The following is a 24,439-nucleotide window of genomic DNA, read 5'->3' on the forward strand; positions in this document are numbered from 1 at the left end:
GTCCTGACGGGGTCACGTCCGGTCTGCCGAGAATCGACCACACGCCGCCAAACTTCAACCTTCAAACCGCTTCATTGACTGTCCCGTTCAATTGGGTAGGGACGCTATCGCCCGCGACATTCCGATTTAAGTTGAAAAACTCCGGCATCGGAAAAGTGACGCTGCGGCGGCGGTTTATGCAACATTCAGGCTAGAGCGGGTCCTGGATCACCTCCTGGACCCGTCACAAAGGACATTCCTCAGGTCCGATTGACGTGGCTTATTCGACCGCCTGCGCTAAACATGTTCACTCTGCGCTTCCATCCGTGTTTACCAGGTTCTTTCTGTGGATCAAGGATAAGACCACCCGACTTCGTGTCAATGCCCGGCTCGTAAAAATGAGGCAAGGCCTGCTTGGCGACGTCGAGCCCATTGGGGACGGCGTCTGGGGGGGGCTGCGCAGTTTGATCGGTTGCCTGAAGAGAAGATCCTGATGCGGCCTCGCTGCGAATTCATTCTCCCCGCGCGCCTTTCATTCCAGCCGAAAACGCTTCTTCAATTCCCGTCATCACCTCTTGCTTACGGCTCGCACATTTTGCCCGTAAACCATGCTAATTCGCCCATTTTCCGCTGTTTTCCTCGCAAAATAAAGATTAGACACACGTACATACAGGGCATAGCATACCTTCGCTCACGCCTGAAAACGTTTTCAATCCCAACGCCACCAAGAAAAGCGAACTCCCATGACACCCCTGCATCGACTCTCGACCATTGCGGCGGCCTGCGCGCTGTGCGCCGCCGCCTCCGCACCGGCTAGCGCCGCGTCCGAAACTTACCAATGGAACAGTGTCGCCATGGGCGGCGGCGGTTTCGTGTCCGCAGTGATTCCGAGCAAGACCCAAAAAGGCCTGGCCTACGCCCGCACCGACGTCGGTGGCGCTTACCGCTGGGACAATACGGCGGCGCGCTGGGTGCCGCTGCTGGACTGGGCGTCGGAAGACGAAACCGGCTTGCTGGGCGTCGAATCGATCGCGCTCGACCCGAAAAACCCCGCCAAGGTGTACCTGCTGGCCGGCATCAGCTACTTCAACAAGGGCAAGACCATGATCCTGCGTTCTTCGGATTACGGCAAAACCTTCATCAAGACCGACGTGTCGGCGCTGTTCAAGGCGCACGGCAACGGCATGGGCCGCCAGACCGGCGAACGCCTGCAGGTCGATCCCGGTTCGAGCAACATCCTGTATGTGGGCACGCGCGCCAACGGCCTGTTCAAGAGCACCGACAGCGGCGCGACCTGGGCTCGCCTGTCCAGCCTGAACGTAACCACCACACCGAACGAAAACGGCATCAACTTCGTCGCGCTCGACCCGTCCAGCGTGGTCAATGGCGCAGCGCAGCGCATCGTGGTCGGCGTGTCGCGCTTCGGCTACGTGGCTCCCAACCTGTACCGCAGCAACGATGGCGGCCAGACTTTCGCGCCAGTCGCCGGCGCCCCCACCGACCTGATGCCGCAACGCGCGGCGCGCGCCAGCGACGGCAAGCTGTACGTCACCTACGCCAACGGCGCCGGTCCGCACGGCCACTGGGCGCAGCCGGAACCGATGGACCGCGGCCAGATCTGGAAGTACAACGTGGGCACCGGCGCCTGGACCAATGTGACGCCGGCCGGTGTGGGCTCGGCGTTCAGCGGCATCAGCGTGGCGCCCGATAATCCGAACAATCTGGTGGCCTCGACCGTCAATACCTACCAAGCCCAGGGCAACGCCTGGGGCGACCGCATCTACACCTCGACCAATGGCGGCGCCAGCTGGACCGACGTGATCGCGCGCGGCTTCGCCAAGGACAGCGCGGGCGTGTCCTGGGTCGGCGACAAGGCGATCCACTGGGCTGGCACGGTCGAGCTCGATCCATTCGATACCAAGGCGGCGTGGGTATCGTCCGGTAACGGCATCTTTAAAACGGCCAACATCAACGCCAGCCCGGCCACCTGGACTTTCAATGTGGCCGGGCTGGAAGAAACGGTGCCGCTCAACCTGGTCAGCATTCCGGGCGGGCCGCTGGTGTCGGCCATTGGCGACTATGATGGCTTTCGCCATACCGACACCAGCCGCTACGCGCCGATCCACACGCCGTCGATCGGCACCACGACCGGCCTCGATTTTGCGGCACGCAAGACCTCGGTACTGGCGCGTGCCGGCGGCAACGATGCGCCGGGCATGTATTACTCGACCGACACCGGCGTCAGCTGGAAGAAGAGTGCGGTGATGAACGGCAAGAACGGCCAGGTCGCGCTCTCCTCGGACGGCGCCGTGCTGCTGCACAGCCCCGACAATTCGGCCACCAGCTACCGCTCGACCGACTTCGGCGCCAGCTGGACCAGCGTCAATGGCTTGAACGCCAGCAGCGCGCGCCCGGTGGCCGACGCTGTCAATCCGCGCAAGTTTTATGCGTATGACAATGGCCGCGTGTTCGTCAGTACCGATGGCGGCGTGTCCTTCGCGCCAAAGGCGACCTTGCAAGCTGGCGGCTCGAAAGTCATCCGCGCCGTACCGAACCGCGAAGGCGAGCTGTGGGTGCCCTTGAACGGCGCGGGTCTTGCGCGCTCGACCGACTCAGGCGCGACGTTCAGCAGCATCGGCAGCGTCAGCTACGCGGGCGCGGTCGGTTTCGGCGCGGCCGCTGCGGGCGCAAGCTTCCCGACCGTCTATATATGGGGCACGGTGGGCGGCGTGAAGGGCGTGCATCGCTCGCTTGACGCCGGCGCGACCTGGGTGCGGGTCAATGATGATGCTCACCAGTACGGCGGCCCGGCCAACGGCCAGTTCATCGTCGGCGACATGAACCGTTATGGCGTGGTGTACATGAGTACCGCCGGACGCGGCATCGCCATGGGCGTGCCTGGCGGCACCACCACGCCGCCGATCGATCCACCGCCGCCGGTCGAGCCGCCGCCAACGCCGACGCCAACCGCTCAGTGCATCTACCAGGTACGCAGCCAATGGCCGGGAGGATTCAACGGGGCAGTGCAGATCACCAACCGCGGCAGCGCCGCCATGAACGGCTGGAGCGTGAGCTGGACCTATGCGGATGGCTCGAAAGTGACGAGTATGTGGAATGCGGTCTTGAGCGGCAGCAATCCGTACACGGCAAGCAATGTCGGCTGGAACGCGGTGATCCAGCCAGGTCAGACCGTCGAGTTCGGCTTCCAGGGGACCGGCGGCAGCGCCGGTAGCCAGCTGCCTGTGCTGGGCGGTACCGCCTGCGCCAAGGCAAAGTAAGCGGCCACTGCGCAACAAGCAAGCGCAAAGTGAGGACTCACTGGCGCCGCAGCGCAGCCGGGGCAACGCTCCGGCGGCCCGGCGCTCCTGCTACGTTTTCCTACAACCAACCCTGCCGCCACATGGTCTCGTCGCGCAGGGTTTGCCATGCGATGCGCCGCGTTTGCCGGCTATGCACGGCATCGATATCGACCCATTCCACAGGGCCGCCCGGCGCCTCGGGCTCGACCACCCTGGTCACGAGAAAATGCTTCTCCTTGTTGACGGGCGCCAGCGCCGTCCATTTCGAAAGCAGTAATTTTTTAGGATGCAAGGGATTCATGCCGGAAGCATAGCGCATCGCATGCGTTCGCGCCGCACAGGGAACCCTTCGACACCTGGCGCATCGAACAGCAGTACCAGTAGTGAAAACAATGCCAGATAAGCAATTTCCATCCCGTTGTGTTCGACAAGCAGTGTCTTACCGGCTAAACTACCGACCACTAAGATGCCGCAGAAGGAGAATGTATGAGTTGGTTAGAGAAACTACTGCCCCCACGAATCCAGCGTTCCGACGCTGCCGCGCGCAAGACCATGCCCGAAGGCCTGTGGGTCAAGTGCCCCTCCTGCGAAGCCGTTTTGTACCGTACCGACCTCGAATCGAATCTGCACGTCTGCCCGAAATGCAGCCACCACATGCGCATCCGCGCACGCGAGCGCCTCGACGGCCTGCTCGACGAAGGCGGGCGCTACGAAATCGGCCAGGAAACCCTGCCGGTCGACACGCTCAAGTTCAAAGACAGCAAAAAATACCCTGAGCGCCTGAAAGCGGCGATGGAAGCGACCGGCGAGACCGATGCGCTGATCGTCATGGGCGGCGCCATCATGAGCCTGCCGGTGGTCGTGGCCGCCTTCGAATTCGAATTCATGGGCGGCTCCATGGGCTCCGTGGTCGGCGAGCGCTTCGTGCGCGGCGCCCAGATCGCGATCGAGCAAAAAGTGCCGTTCATCTGCATCACCGCCACCGGCGGCGCGCGCATGCAAGAGGGTTTGCTGTCGCTGATGCAAATGGCAAAAACCACCGCCATGCTGACCAAGCTGTCCGAGAAGAAGCTGCCGTTCATCAGCGTGCTGACCGACCCGACCATGGGCGGCGTGTCGGCCTCGTTCGCTTTCATGGGCGATGTGGTCATCGCCGAGCCAAAAGCGCTGATCGGCTTTGCCGGCCCGCGCGTGATCGAGAACACCGTGCGCGAAAAGCTGCCTGAAGGCTTCCAGCGCGCCGAATTCCTGGTCACCAAAGGCGCTGTCGACATGATCGTCGACCGCCGCAAGATGCGCGAAGAAATCGCGCGCCTGCTGGCGCTGCTGCAAGACCAGGCGCTTGAAGTCCTGGCCTGATCGGCTACGCTGATTAGTCCACACTAGTCTTTGGTTCATCGCGGTTCATGGCGGACGGGCATGCGTGCCCGGCTTCCATGAGCCGCCCTTGTTTTTACAGGTGTATTTCATGTCCACTTTCCCCACCACCTTGCCCGCCTGGCTGGCCCTGCTCGAATCGCGCCACGCCGAAATCCACATCAACATGGGCCTGGACCGTGTGCGCCAGGTCAAGGAGCGCATGGGTCTTGCCTTCAGCTGCCCGGTCATCATGGTGGCCGGCACCAACGGCAAGGGCTCGACCTGCTCGATGCTGGAAGCGATCCTGCTGCGCGCCGGCTACAAGGTGGGCCTGTACATCAAGCCGCACTTCCTCGACTTCAACGAGCGCGCCCGCATCAACGGCGACCTGGCCTCGGACGAGGCCCTGATCGCCAGCTTCAACGCGGTCGAAGCGCAGCGCGGCGAGCTTGATCTGACCTACTTCGAATTTACCACCCTGGCCATCATGCACCTGCTGGCCGGCGCGAACCTCGACGTGGCCATCCTCGAAGTGGGCCTGGGCGGGCGCCTCGACGCGGTCAACGTGATCGACGCCGATGTGGCCATCGTCACCTCGATCGATATCGACCACACCGACTTCCTCGGCACCACGCGCGACGACATCGGCTTCGAGAAAGCCGGCATTTTCCGCCCCGGTAAAGCGGCCATCTGCAGCGACCCGGTGCCGCCGGCGTCGCTGGTGGCGCACGCCGAAGCGATCGGCGCCGACCTGTGGCTGCTGGGCCGCGACTTCAATTATTCCGGCGACAAGCAGCAGTGGAACTACGGCGGGCGCGAACAGCGCCGCAATTCGCTCGCGTACCCGAGCCTGCGCGGCGCCAACCAGTTGCTCAACGCCGCTGCCGCGCTGGTCGCGCTCGAAGTGCTGCGCCTGGTGCTGCCGGTGGGCGCCCAGGAAGTGCGCACCGGGCTGGTGGTGGTCGAGCTGCCGGGGCGCTTCCAGGTGCTGCCGGGGCGCCCGACCGTCATCCTCGACGTCGCCCACAACCCGCACGCGGCGGCGGCGCTGGCCCAGAACCTCGGCAACATGGGCTTCCATCCCTATACCTATGCCGTGTTCGGGATCATGCAGGACAAGGATATCGACGGCGTGATCGCCCCGATGGCCGACTACGTCGACCACTGGTGCGTTGCCAACTTGCCATCGCCGCGCGCGGCCGATCCCGACACACTGGCCGCTACCCTGGCGGCGCTGCCGTCGGGTGACGCCAAACCGGGCGAGCGCAGCGTCCATACCTTCGCCGATCCGGCCTCAGCTTTTGCAAATGCAATGAGTCGAGCCGGGGAGAATGATAGAATTGTGGTCTTTGGCTCCTTCTACACCGTCGCCGGTGTGATGGCTGCCCGAAAATCCTCACATCACTGAAGAAAAACGCATGGGCTTGTTCTCGTTCCTCAATAAAAACAAGCAAGAATCCACGGAAGATAGTGGCTATTATTCCAAGTCGGACGACGACACCGTCGCCGCCCGTGCCCGTTCCAAACGCGCATCCAGCGCCAACGAACCCGCAGCGCGCCGCAGCAAGGAAGCGCGCGCCGCCGCCGATCCTGTTTTGCCCGAGAAGAAGCGCGCGCGCCGCCGCCTGGTAGGCGCCGTCGCGCTGGCGCTCGGGGTGGCGGTCGGCTTGCCGATGGTGCTCGACTCCGAACCGAAGCCGCTGGCCGGCGACATCGATATCCGCATTCCGTCAAAAGACAAGGTCGCACCGCAGGCCCAGCCACGCGCCGTGGCCGCCGCCGATGCGCTCGACAAGCGCGAAGAAATCGTCGAGCCGCCGCCGACGCCGCTGGTGACGCTGCCGAAAGAGCGGCCCATCCCAAAGGAAGTGGCCAAGCCGGTGGTCAAGCCGGAACCGAAGCCGGAACCGAAGCCGGAACCGAAGCCGGTTATCAAGCCCGAGCCGAAAGTCGTCGCCAAGGTCGAGAAGCCGAAACCCGAGCATAAGGTAGAGCACAAAGTCGAACCGAAGGTCGAGCCCAAGGCCGAACCGAAGCCGGAGCCGAAAGTCGCCGAGGTCAAGCGCGTCGAAAAGCCGGTCGAAAAGACGGTCGAAAAACACGTCGAGAAACCGCTTGAAAAACCGCTCGCCAAGGCGCCGCCCAAGGTCGAGGAAAAGGAAAAGCCGGCCGTCAAGCCGCCGGTGCCGGACGCCCAGCGCGCCATGTCCATCCTCGAAGGCAAGGCGCCCGAGAAAGCCGCCGACGACAACCAGCGCTTTGTGGTGCAGGTTGCGGCGCTCGCGACCCAGGAAAAAGTCAACGAATTGCAGGCCAAGCTCGCTGGCGCGGGCATCCGCTCGTTCACCCACAAGACCTCGACCCAGTCGGGCGACCGGATTCGCGTGCAGGTGGGACCGTTCAACAAAGATGAAGCCGAAAAAGTGCGCGCCAAGTTAAGCAAGATGGGACTGTCGGGCATCATGGTTCCGGGCTGATGGCGCGGATGCGGGCGGACGCGAGGTGACCGAGTTCGATTACGTGGTGCTGGTGATCCTGGTGCCATCCTGCGTCATCGGCATCCTGCGCGGCCTGGTCAAGGAAATCCTGTCGCTGATCAGCTGGGTGGTGGCCTTCGTCGTGGCCAACGCCTACGGCGCCCAGCTGGCGCCCATGCTGTCCATGATTCCCGGCGAGACGGTGCGCCTGATGGTGGCCTTCGTGGCGCTGTTCCTCGGCGTGCGTATCGTCATGGGACTGGTCATGATGGCGGTCGACCTGATGGTCAAGGCCACCGGATTGAGTCCCGTGAACCGCTTGCTGGGGGCCGTGTTCGGGCTCGCGCGCGGGATGCTGATCGTGCTGGCCGCCGTGATCTTGTGCGGCATGACCGATCTGCCCAAGCAGGCCTTCTGGACCGGCGCGGTATCGAGCCCCATGGCGGAACAGGGCGCGCGCATGATAAAGACATTGTTGCCGCCCGAGTTTGCGCGGCATGTACAGTTTTGACATTTTTTAACATCAGTAGTCTCTAGGAGCGCTTCATGTGTGGCATCGTCGGCGTCGTCTCGAATAACCCCGTCAATCAAGTGCTGTATGACGCTTTGCTGCTGTTGCAGCACCGCGGTCAGGATGCGGCGGGGATCGCAACCAGTCATTCCAATATGTTTAGCATGCACAAGGCCAATGGCCTGGTGCGTGACGTTTTCCGCACGCGGAACATGCGTTCGCTGCAAGGCAATTCGGGCATCGGCCACTGCCGCTATCCGACCGCCGGTTCGTCCAGCGAGGAAGAAGCGCAACCGTTCTACGTGAATGCGCCGTTCGGCATCACGCTCGCGCACAACGGCAACCTGACCAACCAGGAACAGCTCAAGTCCGAGATGTTCCGCAACGACCGTCGCCACATCAACACCGATTCCGACTCGGAAGTGCTGCTCAACGTGCTGGCGCATGAAATCCAGGAATCGACCACCGGCTTCACGCTCGATCCCGATTCGATCTTCAAGGCGGTCGCCGCGGTGCACCGGCGCGTGCGCGGCGCCTACGCCGTCGTCGCCCAGATCGCCGGCCACGGCTTGCTGGCCTTCCGCGATCCGTTCGGCATCCGTCCGCTGTGCATCGGCACCAACGACACCGACAACGGCACCGAATACCTGGTCGCCAGCGAATCGGTGGCGCTCGAAGGCATGGGCTTCCGCTTCCTGCGCGATATCGCACCGGGCGAAGCGGTCTTCATCGACATGGACATGCAGCTGCACGAGCGTCAGTGCGCCGACAATCCGTCGCTCAATCCTTGCGCGTTCGAGTACGTGTACCTGGCCCGCCCGGATTCGATCCTCGACGGCGCTTCGGTCTACGCCACGCGCCTGAAAATGGGCGAGTACCTGGCCGACAAAGTGCGCCAGCAATTCAAGTCGGGCGAGATCGACGTGGTCATGCCGATTCCCGATTCCTCGCGTCCGGCCGCGATCCAGCTGGCCCTGAAGCTGGGCGTGGAGTACCGCGAAGGCTTCATCAAGAACCGCTACATCGGCCGCACCTTCCTGATGCCGGGCCAGGCGATCCGCCGCAAGTCGGTACGCCAGAAGCTTAACGCCATCGGTTCCGAATTCAAGGGCAAGAACGTGCTGCTGGTCGACGATTCCATCGTGCGCGGCACCACCAGCCAGGAAATCGTGCAGATGGCGCGTGAAGCGGGCGCACGCAACGTGTTCTTCGCATCGGCCGCGCCGCCGGTGCTGTTCCCGAACGTGTACGGGATCGACATGCCGACCCGCGATGAACTGATCGCCTACGGCCGCAGCACCGAGGAAGTCTGCCGCGAGATCACGGCCGACGCCCTGGTGTACCAGGATGTCGATGCGCTCAAGCGCGCGATCTCGGACGTCAATCCGGCCTTGACCAGCTTCGAGGCGTCCTGCTTCGACGGCGTGTACGTGACCGGCGACGTGACGCCCGCCTACCTGGACCGGCTGGAATTTGCGCGCCACAATCCGAAAGCCGCACCGGCCGAAGACGCGGCGCGCACCCAGCTGAACCTGAACCTGGCGAACGCCGAGTAACTGATGAGCGAGAAGAAAAGCTACGGCTTCACCACGACCATCCTGCACAACGACCGGCAAAAGCCGATCGAGCATGGGTCGCTGCACAAGCCGATTCACACCTCGGTCACCTTCGGCTACAACGACGCGCGGCAACTGGCGTCGGTGTTCCAGGGGAAGGAAGCGGGCTTTCGCTACGGCCGCCAGGGCAATCCGACCATCTCCGCGCTCGAAGACAAGATCACGAAGATGGAAGACGGCGTGTCCACCTTGTGTTTTGCGACCGGCATGGGGGCCATCGGGGCGGTGTTCCAGGCGCTGCTGCGCGCCGGCGACCATATCGTGTCGTCGTCGTTCTTGTTCGGGAACACCAACAGCCTGTGGCAAACCGCCGCGGGGCAGGGCGTGCAGGTGGCGTTTGCCGACGCGACCGACGTGGCCAATGTGGAAGCGGCGCTCACGCCGGCCACCCGCCTGGTGTTTTTAGAGACCATCGCCAACCCGCGCACGCAGGTGGCGGACCTGGCCCGTATCGGCCAGTTGTGCAAGGAACGCGGCATTTTGTTTGTGGTCGATAACACCATGACCTCGCCCTACCTGTTCCGGCCCAAAACGGTCGGTGCGGGGCTGGTGGTGAACGCGCTGACCAAGTCGATCGGAGGCCACGGCAATGCGCTCGGCGGCAGCCTGACCGACACCGGCGCTTACGACTGGAGCGCCTTCCCGAACATCGCGGCGAACTACAAGCGCAACCCGCCGGCGCAGTGGGGCATGGCGCAATTGCGCGCCAAGGCCCTGCGCGACTTCGGGGCCTCGCTGGCGCCGGAAGCGGCGCACCATATCGCGGTGGGGGCCGAAACGCTGGCGCTGCGCATGGAGCGTGCATCAAGCAATGCGCTGGCGGTAACGAGCATGTTAGCGGCCGACGAGCGCGTAGCGGCGGTGTACTACCCCGGCCTGGCCTCGCACCCGCAGCATGCGCTGGCGACCGACCTGTTCAAGGCCTACGGTTCGCTGTTCAGCTTTGAACTGAAAGACGGCATCGACTGCTTCGACTACCTCAATCGCCTCAAGCTCGGCATCTCGGCCAGTAACCTGGGCGATACGCGCACCCTGGTCATTCCGGTCTCGCACACCATCTTCTACGAGATGGGCGCCGAGCGGCGCGCCAGCATGGGCATTGCCGAATCGCTGATCCGGGTGTCGGTCGGCATCGAGGACACCGCCGACTTGCTCGACGACTTCCAGTCGGCGCTGGCCGGCTAGCTTTCACTACCCAAGGTGTGCAGCAGCGCATACAGCGCTGCCAGCCGCTCCGGCAGCATCGTCGGGTCGCTGCTTTTCATGCTATCGAGCGCCGCGGCCAGGGCGTCGGCGCAACGCGCCAGGCCCGCCGCGCGCAGGGCTGCCGCTTGTTCCGTGGCGCGCGCCACCGCGCCGTCGCGCTGATGCCGCACTCCCTGGCGCAGGCTGTGCGCCAGCAGGTTCATCGTCCCTTCCAATAAGGCGTGCAGCGCGCTCTTGTCGTCGCCCTGGCCTCGCGCCAGGTTCACGGGCGTGCCTTGCGCCGCCAGTTGCGGCACCTGCAAGCCCTGCGCCGTCAGTACCGCCAGCGGCGTCATGCTCAATTGCCCGGCCTCGCTCGAGACGCTGCCCGCCACTGCCAGCGGGTCGTCGTCCAGCGCGCGCGCCAAGGCATCGATGGCGCCGGGCGTGGCCGGGTCGTGCCGCAGGCGCAACAGCAACAGATTGTCATCCCCGGCGGCCAGCTGCACGCGTGCGCACAGGCTCTGGCTGGCGGCATCCCACAGGCAGTCGACCAGCGCCGCCACCGGCACCACATGCACATGCTCGATCGCGTGCAGCGGACGCACGAAATCGGGCGGCAGGGAGCGCAGGTGCGCGCGCAGGCTGGCCACGTCCGGCTGGCGCAGCGGGCTTGCCAGCGTGTCCCAGGCGCCGCCGGAGAGCGGCAGCGCGGACGTCTGCGTCGCGCCGGTGCCGACCGTCAGCAAGCCGTTGGCGCGCCGCTTGGCCGCGCGCGTGACGATCTGGCTGGCCGCCAGCCGGTGCAGCGGCATGCCGACCAGGCGCCGGTCGCGCAGGGCGACCGGGGTGGCGCCGCTGTCGGCGCGCGGCCAGGTTTTTTCCATGACGGTGACGGCCAGGGTGTCGGGATCGGCCCAGATCATGCGCACGCCGTCGACCGCCTCGTCGGACCAGCACTGGCTACCCATCGGCACCAGGCGCAGGTGGTCGAGCGCCACTTCGCCGGAAACGCCCACGCCGAGGATCTGGCTGGCCGGCAGCGGGGTGCGGGCACGCGCCGCGCCAAGGCGCGCCATCAGCATAGACACTGCGTGCAGCAGGGTGGCAGGATCGGCATTGCTGGCGCGCGCGTGCTGGCCGGCGACGGCCTGGCGTAGCTGGGTCAGCGCTTCGACCACCCAGCGCCATCCGAGCTGGCTGGCTTCCTGCAGCGCTTTTTCGAAGCGCGTGTCCAGGATCAGGGGATTCTGGCTGGTGCCGTCGAGCCAGAGCTGGGAGGCCAGCGCCACGATCGCCTCGACCGCGCTGGCGCCATCCTGCACCGGCGTTGGCGCCGCGCCGGCGGCCAGGTCCAGCTCCACCGTCATGCTGGCAAAGCCCGGTTGCTGGCGCTCGCCCTGGGCAAACGCCCACACGGCCAGCGCGATGTGGGCGCAGTTCTCGGCCTGCTTGCAGTCGCAGCGCGCCAGCGCCAGGCTGGTGCGCGACAAAAAGCGCACGTCGCACATCGGCAGGCGCGCATTCGGCGTGGACCCGGCCGTGAGCCTGATCGCCGGGCGTGTACCCGCCATGCGGCGCGCCTGCTCGAGCGTCACGCGCGGCAGCAGGTCGACCGCGCCGGCCAGGGTCGACGGGCACCACGGCGCGGCGTCGGCCACCGCCTCGCTGGCGCCGCCGGCGTATTTCGACTGATAAGCCAGCACCAGGGTCACCCGGTGCCGGCACAGGCCCGTGGCGGGGCAGCTGCAACGCGCCTCGCGCAGCGGCAAGCCCGGGGGCAGGGTGGTGGTGATGCCGTCGGCGTAGCGCGCCAGCACGGCGCCGTCGGGCTGCTGCTCGATTTCGGGCAGCTTGCCTTCGGCGACATCTTTCTGCGCGCGCTTCACAAAGCCCGCGTTCGACAGGGCGGTCAGCGCGTCCACGCTCAGTTCCAGCAAATCGGTACGGGTGCTCATTGCGCTATTTTCTCCGCCAGCCACGCGGCCAGCTGGCCCGGCGTCATGGCGGCGATGTGGGCGCCAACGCGCACCAGGCGCGCCGCCGTTTCGCGGTCGTAACTCGGATTGGCGGCCGAATCGAGCGCCGCCAGGCCCAGCACGGTGGCCCCGGCCGACACCAGCGTCTGCACGCGCCGCACCAGTTCCGTGTCGTGGCCGCCTTCGTAAAAATCGCTGACCAGCACCACCACCGTACGCTGCGGATTATCCACCAGCGACTGCGCATACGCCACCGCGCCGGCGATATTGGTGCCGCCGCCAAGCTGCACTTTCATCAGCAGTTCGACCGGGTCGGACACATCGGCCGTCAGGTCCACCACGTCGGTATCGAAGGCGATCAGCGACGTGCGCATGCCGGGCAGCTGCCACAGGCAGGCCGCCATCACCGCCGAGTGGATCACCGAATCGACCATCGAGCCGCTCTGGTCGATCAGCAGGATGATGTCCCAGCGCTCGGCATGGCGCTTGACGCGGCTGATGAAGGCCGGCCGCTTGATGTACAGTTTGCGCCGCTCCGGGTCCCAGTGTTTCAGGTTGCCCGCAACGGTGCGCTTGAAATCGAAATTGGCGGCCGCCGCGATGCGCGACGGGCGGCGCCGGTCGCGGCTGCCCCCAAAAGCCTGGCGCACTTCGGTCGCCAGTTTTTCCATGATGCGGCGCACCACTTGCGCCACCAGGCGGCGCGCCGCCGACAGCACATCGGGGTTCATCAGGTGCTTGGTATGCAGCACGGCGCGCAGCAGCGCTTCGGATGGTTCGATCCGTTCCAGCACCTCCAGATTGGTCACCACGTCATCGATGCCGAAACGCTCGACCGCGTCGCGTTCGAGACGCTCGATCACCTCTTGCGGGAACAATTCGTGGATCGCGTTGATCCACTCGGGCGTGCTCAGTACCGACGCGCCGTCCGGCGAGCCGGTACGGTCCTGCGACTGCTGGCGTTCGCCGCGCGCCAGGCGCTCCGGGTCGCGCCCGTAGAGCCACTCCAGGGCGTCATCGGCGGCGCTGGCCGCTCCAGGCGGGCAAGGGATGCAGCTTTCGGCGGCTTCGCCCAGCAACAGGCGCCAGCGCACCAGCGGATCGGGCAGCGTCAATGATCCGCTCATGGTGCGATTCCCCAAATGGCCAGGCGCAAGGTGGCGGCGCGTTCGAGCGCATCGTGCCGCGCCAGCAGTCCGGGCGCCACGGCGAGGGGGCCGGTCAGCGAACGCTGCGAGCGGTGGCCGGCGTCGTGCAGCTTGAGCACATCGACCGCCAGCGCGCCGCGCTCCTGGGTCGGCAGCCAGGTAAAGGCGGCGCGCATGGCCGGCATCGCCAGCACAAAATCGGCGTCGTCCAGGGCGCGCACCAGCGCGTCGAGCGCCTTGACGAAGCGCGCGTCGTCGCACAGGGACTGGCGCGCCAGTGCCAGCAGGCCGGCCAGCGCGTCGCCCACCAGGGCCGGGGGCAGGGACGCGAGCAGGTCGCTGGCCAGGACGCCGGCATCGGGGTCGGCGTCGCCGGCCAGCACCAGGCCGAGCGCCGCGCCACGGCTGACCGGCGCCGCATCCATGCTGGCAGCCACGCGCCGGCACACGGCCAGCGCGCGCAAGCCTTCCACGCCGGGCAGCACGGCGGCGCGTGCTTCGCGCACCAGCATGGCGATGGCGCTGTAGGTGCCGATGTGGGCATTCTGCTCCATCGGCGCCACGCCACCGGCCGCTTCCGCCAGCCACAGGGCGCGGTCGAACGCGGCGCCGATGGCCGTTTGCAGCACCGCGCTGCCGCTCACGCCGAGCGCGTCGCCGTGGCGGTACAGCGCAAACAGCACCTGCATCGGCGTACCGAGTTCGCCGAAGTGCGCTTCCTGGCCGATGGCGTCGTGCAGTTCACCCTGCAGGCGCTCGCTCACATCGGCCAGGCCGGCAAAGGCGGCGCGGTTCAGGGCGCCGCTAATGGCGCCGATGCGGCTGCCGCCGGCGGGGCGCTGGCGCAGGATGTCTTCGAGGCGCGCGCGCGCCGCGTCATGCAGGGTGGCGCCGTAGGTGGCCGCTTCGATCAGCGCGGCGCGCTGTTCGAGCGGCGCGCGCAGGTCCCAGCTTTCCTGCTGGCCGCGCCCGAGCGCCAGGTTCGGTCCCGCCGTGCGCACGATGCCGGGAATGTCGAGCAGGACGAGGCGGTGCAGGGCGCGGCTGCGCGGACGCTGGGCCGGGTCGAGCAGGTCGATCGTGACCTGGCTTGGGATAACGATGCCGAGCGCCGCCAGTTCGACGTCGACGGCGGCCACCAGCGGCGGCTGCGGCGTGCCGGGCGCCAGTTCGCCGACGGCGTCGCCGGCCAGCACCGCCATCACTTCCACCAGCGCCGCATCGGTGCCCGCGCGCACGCGGCCCCGGTAAGTCCAGGGCAGGGGCACGTCCAGCGCCTGGCTGACCAAGCTGCCGGCCAGTGCGTCGAGCCAGTCGCTGCGCAGCGGCGTCGGATGCGCGCGCATACGCGCCAGGCCCATTGCGCGGCTGTGGATCGCAATCACGTCGGCGGTGGAGGCGGGCAGTTTTTTCGCGCGCAGGCGCGCCAGCACGGTGCGCAGCAGTTCCTTGCCGGCGCCGGCAAGGCCGAGCGTCCACGCCCATTCGTACCAGGCGGGCGAGGACATGCCCGAGGCATAGCCGGCGTACGCATCGAGGCGATTGAAGTGGTAGGGCACCAGGTAGGAACCGTAGCGCAGGCCGGGAGCGCTGGGGGGCAGCGGCGTGGCCGGCTCGCTGGCGCAGTCGGCGACCGGAATGGCGCGCCATAGCGCCGCCAGTGCCGGCGCATGGTAGCCGCCGCAGACCACCAGCACCGGGCCGTCGTCCTGGTGCATGGCCCAGGCGACATGGCGCGCCATCATCGCTTCGCGCGCCTGGTTGCCCGGCGAGCCGGGGTCGCCGGCGCGCAGATTGGCGAAGTGCGCATCGAGCCGGGCCGACAGTTCATCGGCAGCCAGCTCGCCTTCGAACAGATGGTCCCACAGGGCGTCGCGGCCGTCGATCGCCATTGCGCGGCACAATGCGTCTTCGTAGGCCTCGGCAGCGTCCGGCGCGTCGTCATCGTAGCGGTTCGGGATGCACGCAAAGGCGTCGTGCCAGGCCGGCAGGTCGATGAAGCGCAACTGTGCGCCGCAGGCGCGCGCGGCCTGCATGGCTTGCCATTCGGGTGAATGCAGCGCGAACGGCGACCACGAGGCGCGCCGCTCGAGCGCGTCGTCGGCGGCCGAGAAATAGCTGTAGATCGCCAGCGGCAGCTTGTGCGGCAGCGCCAGTTCGCCAAGGCGCGCGTTGAAGTCGGCCGGGCCTTCGATCAGCACGTGGCGCGGACGCAGTTCGGCAATGCGCTGCACCACCAGGCGCGCGCAGGCGGGGCTGAAGTGGCGCACGCCGATGATCAGCGGATCGCGCTGCGAAGCCTGTGTCACGGCAGGCGGTGGCGCGCGTTGAAGTAGTCGCGCCAGTGATCGCCCTCGCGCCGTGCGACGCGCTGCTCGAAGTAGCGGCGCAGCTTGGCGCGGTCGTCCGGATTATCCTTGACCACGGTGCCGGCGATGCAGTCCACCAGGTCGGCCGCGTTGCCGGCGCGCTGTTCCAGGAACCAGGCGCGCACGCCGACCGCATGCGCCACGTTGACCGCTTCGGCGGTCGACATGACCGCCGCCAGCTTGTCCATGCCGTCCGGCGCGCCCTTGCCGCCACCGGAACGCAGGTCGCGGAAGGTCGACACCAGCAGGTCGAGGACCGGGCCAGGCACGCGATGCGGAATGCCGCTGCGTTCCAGCAGGCGGGCCGAGGCCTGCTCCACCAGCGCCAGTTCGTGCCCGAAGTCGAGGATCGGGAACACGGTCTCGAAGTCGAAGCGCCGTTTGAGCGCGGCGCTCATTTCGTTGACGCCGCGGTCGCGCGTATTGGCGGTGGCGATGATGTTGAAGCCTTCGCGCGCGTACAGCATGGCGTGCTCGTTTTCCAGTTCTGGCACCGCCATGACCCGGTCCGACAGCATGCCGAGCAGGCAATCCTGCACCTCCAGCGGGGCGCGCGTGATTTCTTCGAAGCGCACGATCAGGCCGTCGCGCATGCCGTGGTACAGCGGCGCCGGGACCAGCGCGCGCGGGCTCGGTCCTTCGTTGATCAGGAGCGCATAGTTCCACGAATACTTGATCTGGTCTTCGGTGATCGACGCGCCGCCCTGGATGGTCAGGGTCGACTGCCCGCATACGGCGGCGGCCAGCAACTCCGACAGCATGGACTTGGCGGTGCCCGGTTCGCCGACCAGCATCAACCCGCGCCCGGTGGCCAGCGTCACCAGCATGCGCTCGATGGCGGCGACCGGCGCCACCACCTTGCGTTCGATGCCGAGGGCCTCGTCGCCGCTGATGAAGGCGCGCGCCGCGTTCAGGCTCAGGGCCCAGCCGGGCGGGCGCGGCGCCTTGTCGGACTTGGCCAGTTTGGCCAGCTCGCCCGCATGCTGGATTTCGGCCGGTGGGCGCTGCATCGCTGCGGTTTTGGTTTTGCTCATTGCTGTGGTCCGACTCATGGATGGTTGTCGTGCGCCGTTTCTGGATTTGCCGAGATGATAACGCCTTTTCTCATGTGCGCAAAAATTCGAGATCGCGAATCAGCTCACTGGCGGCAATCGGATCGAGCACCGACAGCGGCTGCGGCGTGCCGATGTCGCCCCACGGGTTCATGCTGCCGACCTTGACCGCCTGTAAGGTCTGTTCCGGGTAGTCGTTGAGCTTATTCACGTCCAGCCCCGGATAGATCCCCAGCTCCACGGTCCGTCCCGCGCCGATATCCTTGTTGTAAGCCCAGATGCCACCTGCGTCGCGCGCTTTTCCCCGATGCCAGCCTTTGTTCGTCAAGCCCATCAGGCGGTCGGCCGGCATTTCCAGGTGTACCCAGCGCAGCAGTTCATCGGCCGCCAGTTCGTCCTGCGTCAAGGCATACGTCTCGCGGCCGATCTGGGGGAAGGGCTGCAGCAGTTCGTAGTCGGCAAACAGCTTGCCGAATGCATCCGCATCGCTGGCCGGGAGCTCGAGCGCATGCACGATGCCGACGCGCGCGCCGGCCTGCAGTACATAGTCGTCGTCGGCGGCGTCGGTCAGCGCGCCGTCGGGGCCGACCCGGAAGCAGCCGGCCAGGCAAGCGCCGCCCGACGAACCGGCTTGGTAGACGCCCCAAACCAGGCGCTGCACCAGGTGCCGCACCAGCGGATGCCTGGCCAGCAGCGCGAGAAAGGTGTCGCCGTCCCAGAGGCGGCGCGCGCACATCGCCGCTTCCAGCCGTCTTACCTGTTGCGTGGCGATGGTGCGGGCATCTTTCTTGAGCAGTTTGTAGGTGTCGACAGCGCTCGCCGCCAGGCCTGCATCGTCGCTCTTGTTCGGCTTGGGCAGGTCGGCCAGGCGCGCGCCGCCGGCGTCGCGTACATACGGTTTCAGCGCTTCGTCGAAGCCGACGCGGAACTGACGTGGACCGAAATCGAGCAGCAGCGAGCCTTGGTCGTCCAGTCCCAAGGTGGGCGCCAGGCGGTCTTCCAGTTCCTCCGGGGTCAGGTCGCGCGCGTCGGCGATCTGCTTGATCTTTTCGCGCGCGCTGTCCTGCAGGGCCTTGAACTTGAGCTTGAGCGCGACGCCGTTCAGGAGCATCAGCGCCAGGTCGGTGCCGATGCCGGCCAACACATCGAGTCCGGTCACGGCGCGCGCGTGCAGGCTGTCGCCCGGCCATGCGCGAATCAGCGGTGTGAGCTTGCGCGCGCTGTTGTCATTGCCGAAAACGCCAAGGGCGGTAAACGCCCATTTTTCGGACGGGTCGCCGCCAAGGTCGTGCCAGGCGCGGAACAGGTCCCATGCAAAGGCGTCCAGCGACGCCGGCATGCAGGCTTGCCGCACCTGTTCGAGTCCGGCGTACACACCCTCGCTGCGCGGGAATTGCAGCATGATGCCGATCAGGCCGAGCGCCTCGTCGGACAATGGCTTGCCGTTGCTGCGCAGGCGCGGACGGTGCCAGCTGCGCGGGGCCCACAGGCTTGGCAGGACGGGAATCCTGGCGGGATGAAGGTCCAGCGGATCTTCATCGAGCATGGCTTGCACCGCGCTGTCGACAGCGGCGATGCCGTAACGGCGCGCGACGTCGATCAATACGTCGCCGTGGCCATGTGCGGCAAGCAGGCGCAGGGCGGCTGCGGCGGCGTCGCGTGTCTTGCCGGCCTTGCCAAGCGCGGGCGCGAGCAGGCCGCAGGCACTGTGTTCCGGATTGGCCAGCAGCCAGCGGCGCGCGATGGCGCGCGCAGGTTTGTTCTTCAGCGTCGCCATTGCATGCGCGACCGGGAACGCCAGCTCCACGGCGCCGAAATGCAGCGCGTAGCACAAGTTTTCTTCCGGCCGCAGTTCACACATGGTGACCAGGCCTGGCAGGCAATCGATGCCGAGCGTGGCGATGGCGTATCCGGGGGAATTGAACTCGTGCTTCGCCAACGCCGTCCACACAGCCTTGTTGAAGGGCGGCGGCAGATCGGCGATCAGCCGGACCTCGGCGTGAAGGTTCATGCGTGGGTTCTGGCGCGTTTTCCACAGCGCGACGACCGCGTCGACATCGCCAGCCGCGATCAGGTCGGCGGGTGTGACGAAGGTGCTCTGTTGGTACGGATTGTATTTGTGGCGTTTCTCGTTGAGGACGAACTGGCGCTCGGCGGCGCTCCAGCGTTCGACGGCTGCCAGCGGCAAGGGCGCCAGATCGAGCGCCTTGGGTCGCGCCTGGCGCGGCGCCGTCCATGGCGGGTTTTGCAGCACCGCAGGCAGGTCGGCGCTGGCGGCCATCTCGCCCGGCTCGCAGAAACGCGCAGCCATATCGTCAAGCACCTTGAGCGCGGCGGGCGAGAGCCAGGGGCGCAACGACGCCAGTGCGGCAATGTGATCGGGTACCAGCCGGCTCAGGGTGGCACGGGCGACATCCGGGGCTTGCCTGTCGTGCCCGAGCAGTTCGCTCAAGCCGGCGATGGCGGCCCACGGCCAGCGCCTGGCCGCCGCTTCCAGGCGCGAGGGGCTGCCGTTGCGCATGCCGCATGCCAGCGCCAGTGCGCCGATTGCGTCGGGCGTACCGATGCAGGCAAGTGCATCGGCAGTGACCTTCTCGGTGACGCCGTGCTTGAGCACTGCAACGGCATCGGCGCCACGGTCCCTGATGGCGGTGGCGACGAACGCTGGCTTGTCGTAGAAGAGGTAATACGCATCCCTGACGCTGTCGAGCAGGGCCAGGCTTTCGGGGTCGCGCACGCTCATGCGCAACCAGCCCGTCATGTCATGCAGATAGCCGCCGCCCTGGACCAGGGCGTCGGACAGCTCGGGAGCGTCCGGCAAGAGCACGCCGAACAAGGGTTGCCGATTGCGCGGAATAGCGTCCAGGTTTTCGCGCACCATCCCTACGCATGCCAGCCACACGTCCTGCGGTGCGTGAACGAGATGGGTGCGCAGCGCCAGTTCGACGTTCGTGTATTCGCCATGCGACCCATCAAACCAGTCGGTGTCGATGTCGTCAATGCAGACGCGGTGCTCGTATGCATAACGCCGGTCGACGTTGGCTTTTTGCAGGTCGAGCAGGATGCCCAGAGCGTACGGAAGTCCCTTTTCCGCAACCAGGAAGTCGAGGAAGCTGGTGTCTGTGGCGACAGCATCGGTCTTGTCGAAAACGGTCGATACAGCCAGCAACACCATATCGGAGGCCGCTGAACCGCTGCGCAAACCCTGTTTGATGCGGCGTGTCGCTTCGTCGATTGCCGTCTTCCACGACGCGCCGGAGTATTTTGCCTCGACGCCTTGTACTTCGCGCGCGCGTTTCAGGAATCGTGTCCAGCTCTTGTCGGCATCGACAACCGGTGGCGTTCCAGGAAACTGGCGCGTCGGCAGGGCCAGCGCCATCAATGCGGGCGGCACGTCGATCAAGGGCGACACGGCAAGCCACGGCGCGATGCCGGCCGCTGGCGCGAGTGGCACTTCAATCGAAGGCGCTACGACGGGCGCCGGCTTGGGCGGAACCGCTTGCGCATCGCTTCCGGCGCCGGTTTCGACGTAGCCCTTGCCGGTCTTTTCGCGTATCAGTTTATCCACCGCCGCATGCGCGGCGGCTGCGTCGGGATGGTTTTTGGTTTGCGCCTTGCCGGCGCTGCCGATCTTGCCGAAGCAGACCGTGACATCGCTGCCATCTTGGGTGACTTCCCAAAATTTGCTGGAAACGCTGTCGTTCAATTCAAATCGTCGCATGTTCTCGTGCATTTTCTCGTTATCGTCGTTATCAGGCAGTGCCATCACATCAGATGCACAGTGCTTCCATGTCGCGAATCAGTTCACTGGCGGAGATCGCACTTAACGTCGATAGCGGCTGGGCCTTCTCGACGCCGCCCCAGGCGCCGCCGAGGCCCACGCTGATCTGCTCAATGACCTGGTCGTCCGAATCCATGATCGAACCGAGCATCAGGCCCGGGCCGAAACGCAGTTCCACCATGCGAGCGTCGCCCAGCGGCCGGTAGAAGTCGAAGACCAAGCCGGCATCCTGCGCATCGCCACGGTTCCATCCCTTGTGCGCCAGGCCCAGAAGGCGCCCGACAGGCACCACGATACCTTCCCAGCGTGTGAGCGCGCTCGCGGCCAGTTCGTCGGCGGTCAGCGCATACGTGTCGCGCGCGAGCTGCGCAAACGGTTGCACCAGCTCGTAGTCGGCCAGCAGCTGGCCGAAGCCGGCTGCATCCGGCGCCGGCAGGTCCAGCGCATGCGGAATGCCGATGCGGATGTTTTCGCCCTGCGGCAGTAGCCAGGTGTCGTCGGCGGCGTCGGTCCATTCGCCGTCCGGGCCGACCCGGAAGCAGCCCAGCAAGCGGCCGCCGTGGCTGGTGCCCGGTTCCATGTCATAAGCGCCCCATACCAGCCGCTGCACCAGATGGCGCAGCAGCGGGTGTCCGGCCAGGAAGCGCTGGAAGACGGCCGGCTCCCAGCGTCGCTGCGAACACATGGCCACCTCCAGGCGCGTCAACTGCTGTTCGGCGATGCTGCGCGCATCTTTCTTGAGCCCCTTGAAACGCTCGGTCGCCGCCGCCGACAGGGCGGCGTCGTCGCTCTTGTTCGGCTTGGGCAGGTCTGCCAGGCGCAGGCCGTTCGCGTCACGCACGCAAGGCTTGAGCGCTTCGTCGAAGCCGACGCGGAACTGGCGCGGACCAAAATCGAGCAGCAGGGCGCCGTCGTCATCGAGGCCCAGGTCGGGCGTGAGCCGGTCTTCCAGTTCGTCGGTGCTGAGATTGCGCGCTTCGGCGATCTGGCCGATCTTGTCGCGCGCCTTTTCCTGAAGCGCCTTGAACTTGACCTTCTGCGCAATCCCATTGAGCAGCATCAAGGCCAGGTCGGTGCCGATCGCCGCCAGGATATCGAGGCCGGCAATGGCCCGCGCATTCTGGCTTTCTCCCGGCCAGGCGCGGATCAGCGGCGTGAGCTTGCGCGCGCAATCGTCGCCGCCGAACAGGCCCAGGGCCGTGAAGGCCCAGTTGTTTTTTGCGTCGCCACCGGCGTCGGCCCAGGCGTTGAACAAATCCCACGCGAACCGGCTCAGGGAGTCCGGCGTGCATGCTTGCCGAACTTGATCGATACCGGCGTAGACACCATCGGCCTGGGGAAAGCGCAGCATGACGCCGATCAGGTCGGGCACCTCGTCGGGCAGTGGCTTGCCGTTGGCGGCCAGGTGCGGGCGCGCCCAGCTGCGCGGCATCCAGAACGCCGGCAGCGCGGCGATGTTGGACGGGAAGCGGTCGAGCGGATCTTCGTCCAGCATGGCGCGCATGGCGGCATTGACGACCTGTTGGTCGTAGCGGCCGGCCACCTCGACCAACAAGGCTTCGTGGCCGTACGCTGCCAGCAGGCGCAGTGCGCTGGCGGCGGCGTCGCGCGCAGCGCCGGCCTTGCCGAGTGCCGGGGCGATCAGGCCGCAGGCGGCATGCTCCGGATTGGCCAGCAGCCAGTTGCGCGCCATGTCGCGCGCCGGTTTGGACTTGAGCACCGCCAGCGCTCGCGCCACCGGCGCCGCCAGTTCGACCGCGCCGAAGTACATCGCATACTTCAATTCCTCGGCAGGACGGCGCTCGCACATCACCACCAGCCCGCCAATGGCGTCGATTCCCATGCTGCCGATGGCATGGCCGGGCGAGTTGATATCGTACTTCGCCATGGCGCTCCACACGGCCGCATTAATCGGCGGCGGCAGCTTTACGATGGCATGTACGCTGTTTGCCATATCGTGACCGCTTTGCCGGTAAGCTTCCCAACGCGCCACCACGCCCGCCACATCGCCGGCGGCGATCGCGCTGGCGTCGTTCGGCGTTTTGAATCCTGTTCCCCCGTGTGTATAGACAATGAGGCGTCGTTCGCGCAGCACGCGCTGGCGTTCGGCCTCGCTCCAGCGTTCGACCGGCGCCAGCGGCAGGGGCGCGAGCAGCATTGCCTTGCTTGCGCTTTTCGCCCGCGCCAGCCACGGCGGGTTGGCCAGCACCGAGGGCAAGTCGCTCGTGTCAGCCGTGTCGGCGGGCGCTTCCAGGCGGCCGGCAAGGCCGCCCAGCAGCTTGACCGCCGCTGCCGACAGCCACGGTGTCAACGCAGGCAAGGCAGCCAGGTGTTGCGGAACCAGTGCGGCCAGCACCGAGCGCGCGGCGCCGGGGGCGCGCTTGTCGGTGGCGATCAGTTCGGCCAGGCCGGCGATGGCAGCCAGGGGCCAGCGCGCCGACGCCGAGGTCAGGCGCTTGATCGCCTTTTTTGCGGTGATCGACGCCAGTGCGCGGATCGCTTCCGGCGTGCCGATGCTGGCGATGGCGTCGGCGGCGAGATCGACGCCGGCCCCGTCGCGCAGCGCGGCCACCGCGTCGACGCCACGGTCCTGGATCGCGGTCGCAATCATCTCCGGCTTGTCGTACCACGCGAACAGGTAGAAGTCGTCGCACGCCTTGATCGTATCGAGCGCGCGCATGCTGGCGGCGTCGCGCACCGTCAGGCGCAGCCACGCCATCGACGTCGGGTAGTCGGGACCGGCGGCGGCGACGATCGCGTCCGACAGGCCCACGGCATCGGGCAGCAGCACGCCGAACAGCGCCCGCCGGTGCGCGGCGAGCGAGGGCAAGGCAGCATGGACAAGCCGCACGCAGGCGTCCCACACATCCTGTGGCGCACGGGCCAGGTGGGTGCGCAACGCCAGTTCGGTTTTGCCGAACACGTTTTCGGTCGGCGCAAACCATTGCCCGGCATTGTCGTCGATGCAGATGCCGGGGTTGCGCAGGCCCTGCTGGCGCACGCTGATGCGTTCCATTTGCAGCATGGCGCCGAGGGCGTGAGCGACGCCTTCGCTGGCCACCAAAAAGTCGATGAAGGGCACACCATCGGACGGCGCCAGCAGGTCGTCGAAGGTGCTCGATAGCGCCAGCAGGACGATGTTCGAGGCGGCGGAACCATCGCGCTGCCCGTGTTCGATGCGCTGCGCCGCCTCCTCCATCGCCGGGCGCCAGCTGGAGGAGGAGAGCGCGGGACTGAGCCGAGCGCATTCTCGCGCGTGGGCCAGGAACAGCTTCCAGCTGGCGTCTGCGTCGATTGTCCGTGCGGCGCCCGGAAAGCGGCGTGAGGGCAGGGCCAGCGCCATCGCCGTAGCCGGCAGGTCGATCAACGGCGAGACGGCCAGCCAGGGCGCCATGTCCGACCCGGGCGCCGGCGCAGCCGCCACTGGCTCTGGCACCGGCGCCGGCGCCACTGGCGCGCCGGTCGAGGTTTCGGCATAGCCCTTGCCGGTTTTTGCGCGTATCAATTTTGCCATCGCCGCGCCGGCCGTGGCGGCATCCGGATGGTTCTTGGTCTGGACCTTGCCCGCCGTGCCGATCTTGCCGAAGCAGACTGTGATATCGCTGCCATCCTGGCTCACTTCCCAGAATTTGCTGGAAACGCCATCGCTCAATTCAAATCGCCGCATCGTTGTTCCTGAATGTA

At 66.4% G+C, this 24,439-nt stretch carries 15 protein-coding genes; 8 read left to right on the plus strand and 7 right to left on the minus strand.

Translation table 11 applies throughout. The features are described 5' to 3' along the window. Nucleotides 1–194, plus strand: a 194-nt coding sequence (locus tag F1735_RS35695) for a hypothetical protein (RefSeq protein ID WP_222852998.1), incomplete at its 5' end; no start/stop codon positions are given. Between the two features lie 528 nt (nucleotides 195–722). Further along, nucleotides 723–3,257, plus strand: a complete 2,535-nt coding sequence (locus F1735_RS15570) for a cellulose binding domain-containing protein (RefSeq protein ID WP_167237782.1) — start codon at nucleotides 723–725, stop codon at nucleotides 3,255–3,257. 100 nt (nucleotides 3,258–3,357) lie between these two features. On the opposite strand, the gene F1735_RS15575 is transcribed toward F1735_RS15570, so the two are convergent. Beyond that, nucleotides 3,358–3,597 carry a TIGR02450 family Trp-rich protein gene (locus tag F1735_RS15575; RefSeq protein ID WP_308627589.1) on the minus strand — a complete coding sequence of 80 codons (240 nt, stop codon included), beginning with the start codon at nucleotides 3,595–3,597 and terminating at the stop codon, nucleotides 3,358–3,360. 167 nt (nucleotides 3,598–3,764) lie between these two features. Between F1735_RS15575 and accD the strand changes: the two genes are divergently transcribed. The 6 genes from accD (at nucleotide 3,765) to F1735_RS15605 (ending at nucleotide 10,426) form a co-directional block, all read left to right on the plus strand. After that, nucleotides 3,765–4,637, plus strand: a complete 873-nt coding sequence (accD, locus tag F1735_RS15580) for an acetyl-CoA carboxylase, carboxyltransferase subunit beta (protein ID WP_167237783.1) — start codon at nucleotides 3,765–3,767, stop codon at nucleotides 4,635–4,637. Nucleotides 4,638–4,746: 109 nt separating this feature from the next. Further along, nucleotides 4,747–6,045 (plus strand): bifunctional tetrahydrofolate synthase/dihydrofolate synthase, encoded by a 1,299-nt coding sequence (gene folC / locus F1735_RS15585; RefSeq protein ID WP_167237784.1) that lies wholly within the window; start codon nucleotides 4,747–4,749, stop codon nucleotides 6,043–6,045. A 10-nt stretch (nucleotides 6,046–6,055) separates the two neighbouring features. Continuing rightward, nucleotides 6,056–7,114 carry an SPOR domain-containing protein gene (locus F1735_RS15590; RefSeq protein WP_167237785.1) on the plus strand — a complete coding sequence of 353 codons (1,059 nt, stop codon included), beginning with the start codon at nucleotides 6,056–6,058 and terminating at the stop codon, nucleotides 7,112–7,114. 25 nt (nucleotides 7,115–7,139) lie between these two features. Beyond that, a complete protein-coding gene (locus F1735_RS15595; RefSeq protein WP_167237786.1) occupies nucleotides 7,140–7,625 on the plus strand; it encodes a CvpA family protein in 486 nt (161 codons plus the stop codon). A gap of 35 nt (nucleotides 7,626–7,660) precedes the next feature. Further along, nucleotides 7,661–9,181: an amidophosphoribosyltransferase gene (gene purF / locus F1735_RS15600; RefSeq protein WP_167237787.1), complete on the plus strand. Its 1,521-nt coding sequence runs from the start codon at nucleotides 7,661–7,663 to the stop codon at nucleotides 9,179–9,181. 3 nt (nucleotides 9,182–9,184) lie between these two features. Continuing rightward, nucleotides 9,185–10,426: a cystathionine gamma-synthase family protein gene (locus tag F1735_RS15605; protein WP_167237788.1), complete on the plus strand. Its 1,242-nt coding sequence runs from the start codon at nucleotides 9,185–9,187 to the stop codon at nucleotides 10,424–10,426. On the opposite strand, the gene F1735_RS15610 is transcribed toward F1735_RS15605, so the two are convergent. The 6 genes from F1735_RS15610 to F1735_RS15635 form a co-directional block, all read right to left on the minus strand. Continuing rightward, nucleotides 10,423–12,384 carry an SWIM zinc finger family protein gene (locus F1735_RS15610; protein ID WP_167237789.1) on the minus strand — a complete coding sequence of 654 codons (1,962 nt, stop codon included), beginning with the start codon at nucleotides 12,382–12,384 and terminating at the stop codon, nucleotides 10,423–10,425. The genes F1735_RS15605 and F1735_RS15610 overlap by 4 nt on opposite strands. Next, on the minus strand, nucleotides 12,381–13,532 hold the full coding sequence (locus F1735_RS15615; RefSeq protein WP_167237790.1) for a vWA domain-containing protein: 1,152 nt from the start codon (nucleotides 13,530–13,532) through the stop codon (nucleotides 12,381–12,383). The genes F1735_RS15610 and F1735_RS15615 overlap by 4 nt, the downstream gene beginning before the upstream one ends. Further along, nucleotides 13,529–15,862: a DUF5682 family protein gene (locus F1735_RS15620; RefSeq protein WP_167237791.1), complete on the minus strand. Its 2,334-nt coding sequence runs from the start codon at nucleotides 15,860–15,862 to the stop codon at nucleotides 13,529–13,531. Before F1735_RS15620 ends, F1735_RS15615 begins: the two co-directional genes overlap by 4 nt. Further along, nucleotides 15,859–16,956 carry an ATP-binding protein gene (locus tag F1735_RS15625; protein ID WP_229505803.1) on the minus strand — a complete coding sequence of 366 codons (1,098 nt, stop codon included), beginning with the start codon at nucleotides 16,954–16,956 and terminating at the stop codon, nucleotides 15,859–15,861. The genes F1735_RS15620 and F1735_RS15625 overlap by 4 nt, the downstream gene beginning before the upstream one ends. A gap of 70 nt (nucleotides 16,957–17,026) precedes the next feature. Then, nucleotides 17,027–20,740 (minus strand): DUF4132 domain-containing protein, encoded by a 3,714-nt coding sequence (locus F1735_RS15630; RefSeq protein WP_167237793.1) that lies wholly within the window; start codon nucleotides 20,738–20,740, stop codon nucleotides 17,027–17,029. A 4-nt stretch (nucleotides 20,741–20,744) separates the two neighbouring features. Then, nucleotides 20,745–24,422, minus strand: a complete 3,678-nt coding sequence (locus tag F1735_RS15635; RefSeq protein ID WP_167237794.1) for a DUF4132 domain-containing protein — start codon at nucleotides 24,420–24,422, stop codon at nucleotides 20,745–20,747. Nucleotides 24,423–24,439: the final 17 nt, after the last annotated feature.

This window comes from Massilia genomosp. 1, assembly GCF_011682185.1.
GTDB lineage: Bacteria > Pseudomonadota > Gammaproteobacteria > Burkholderiales > Burkholderiaceae_D > Telluria_A > Telluria_A rubra.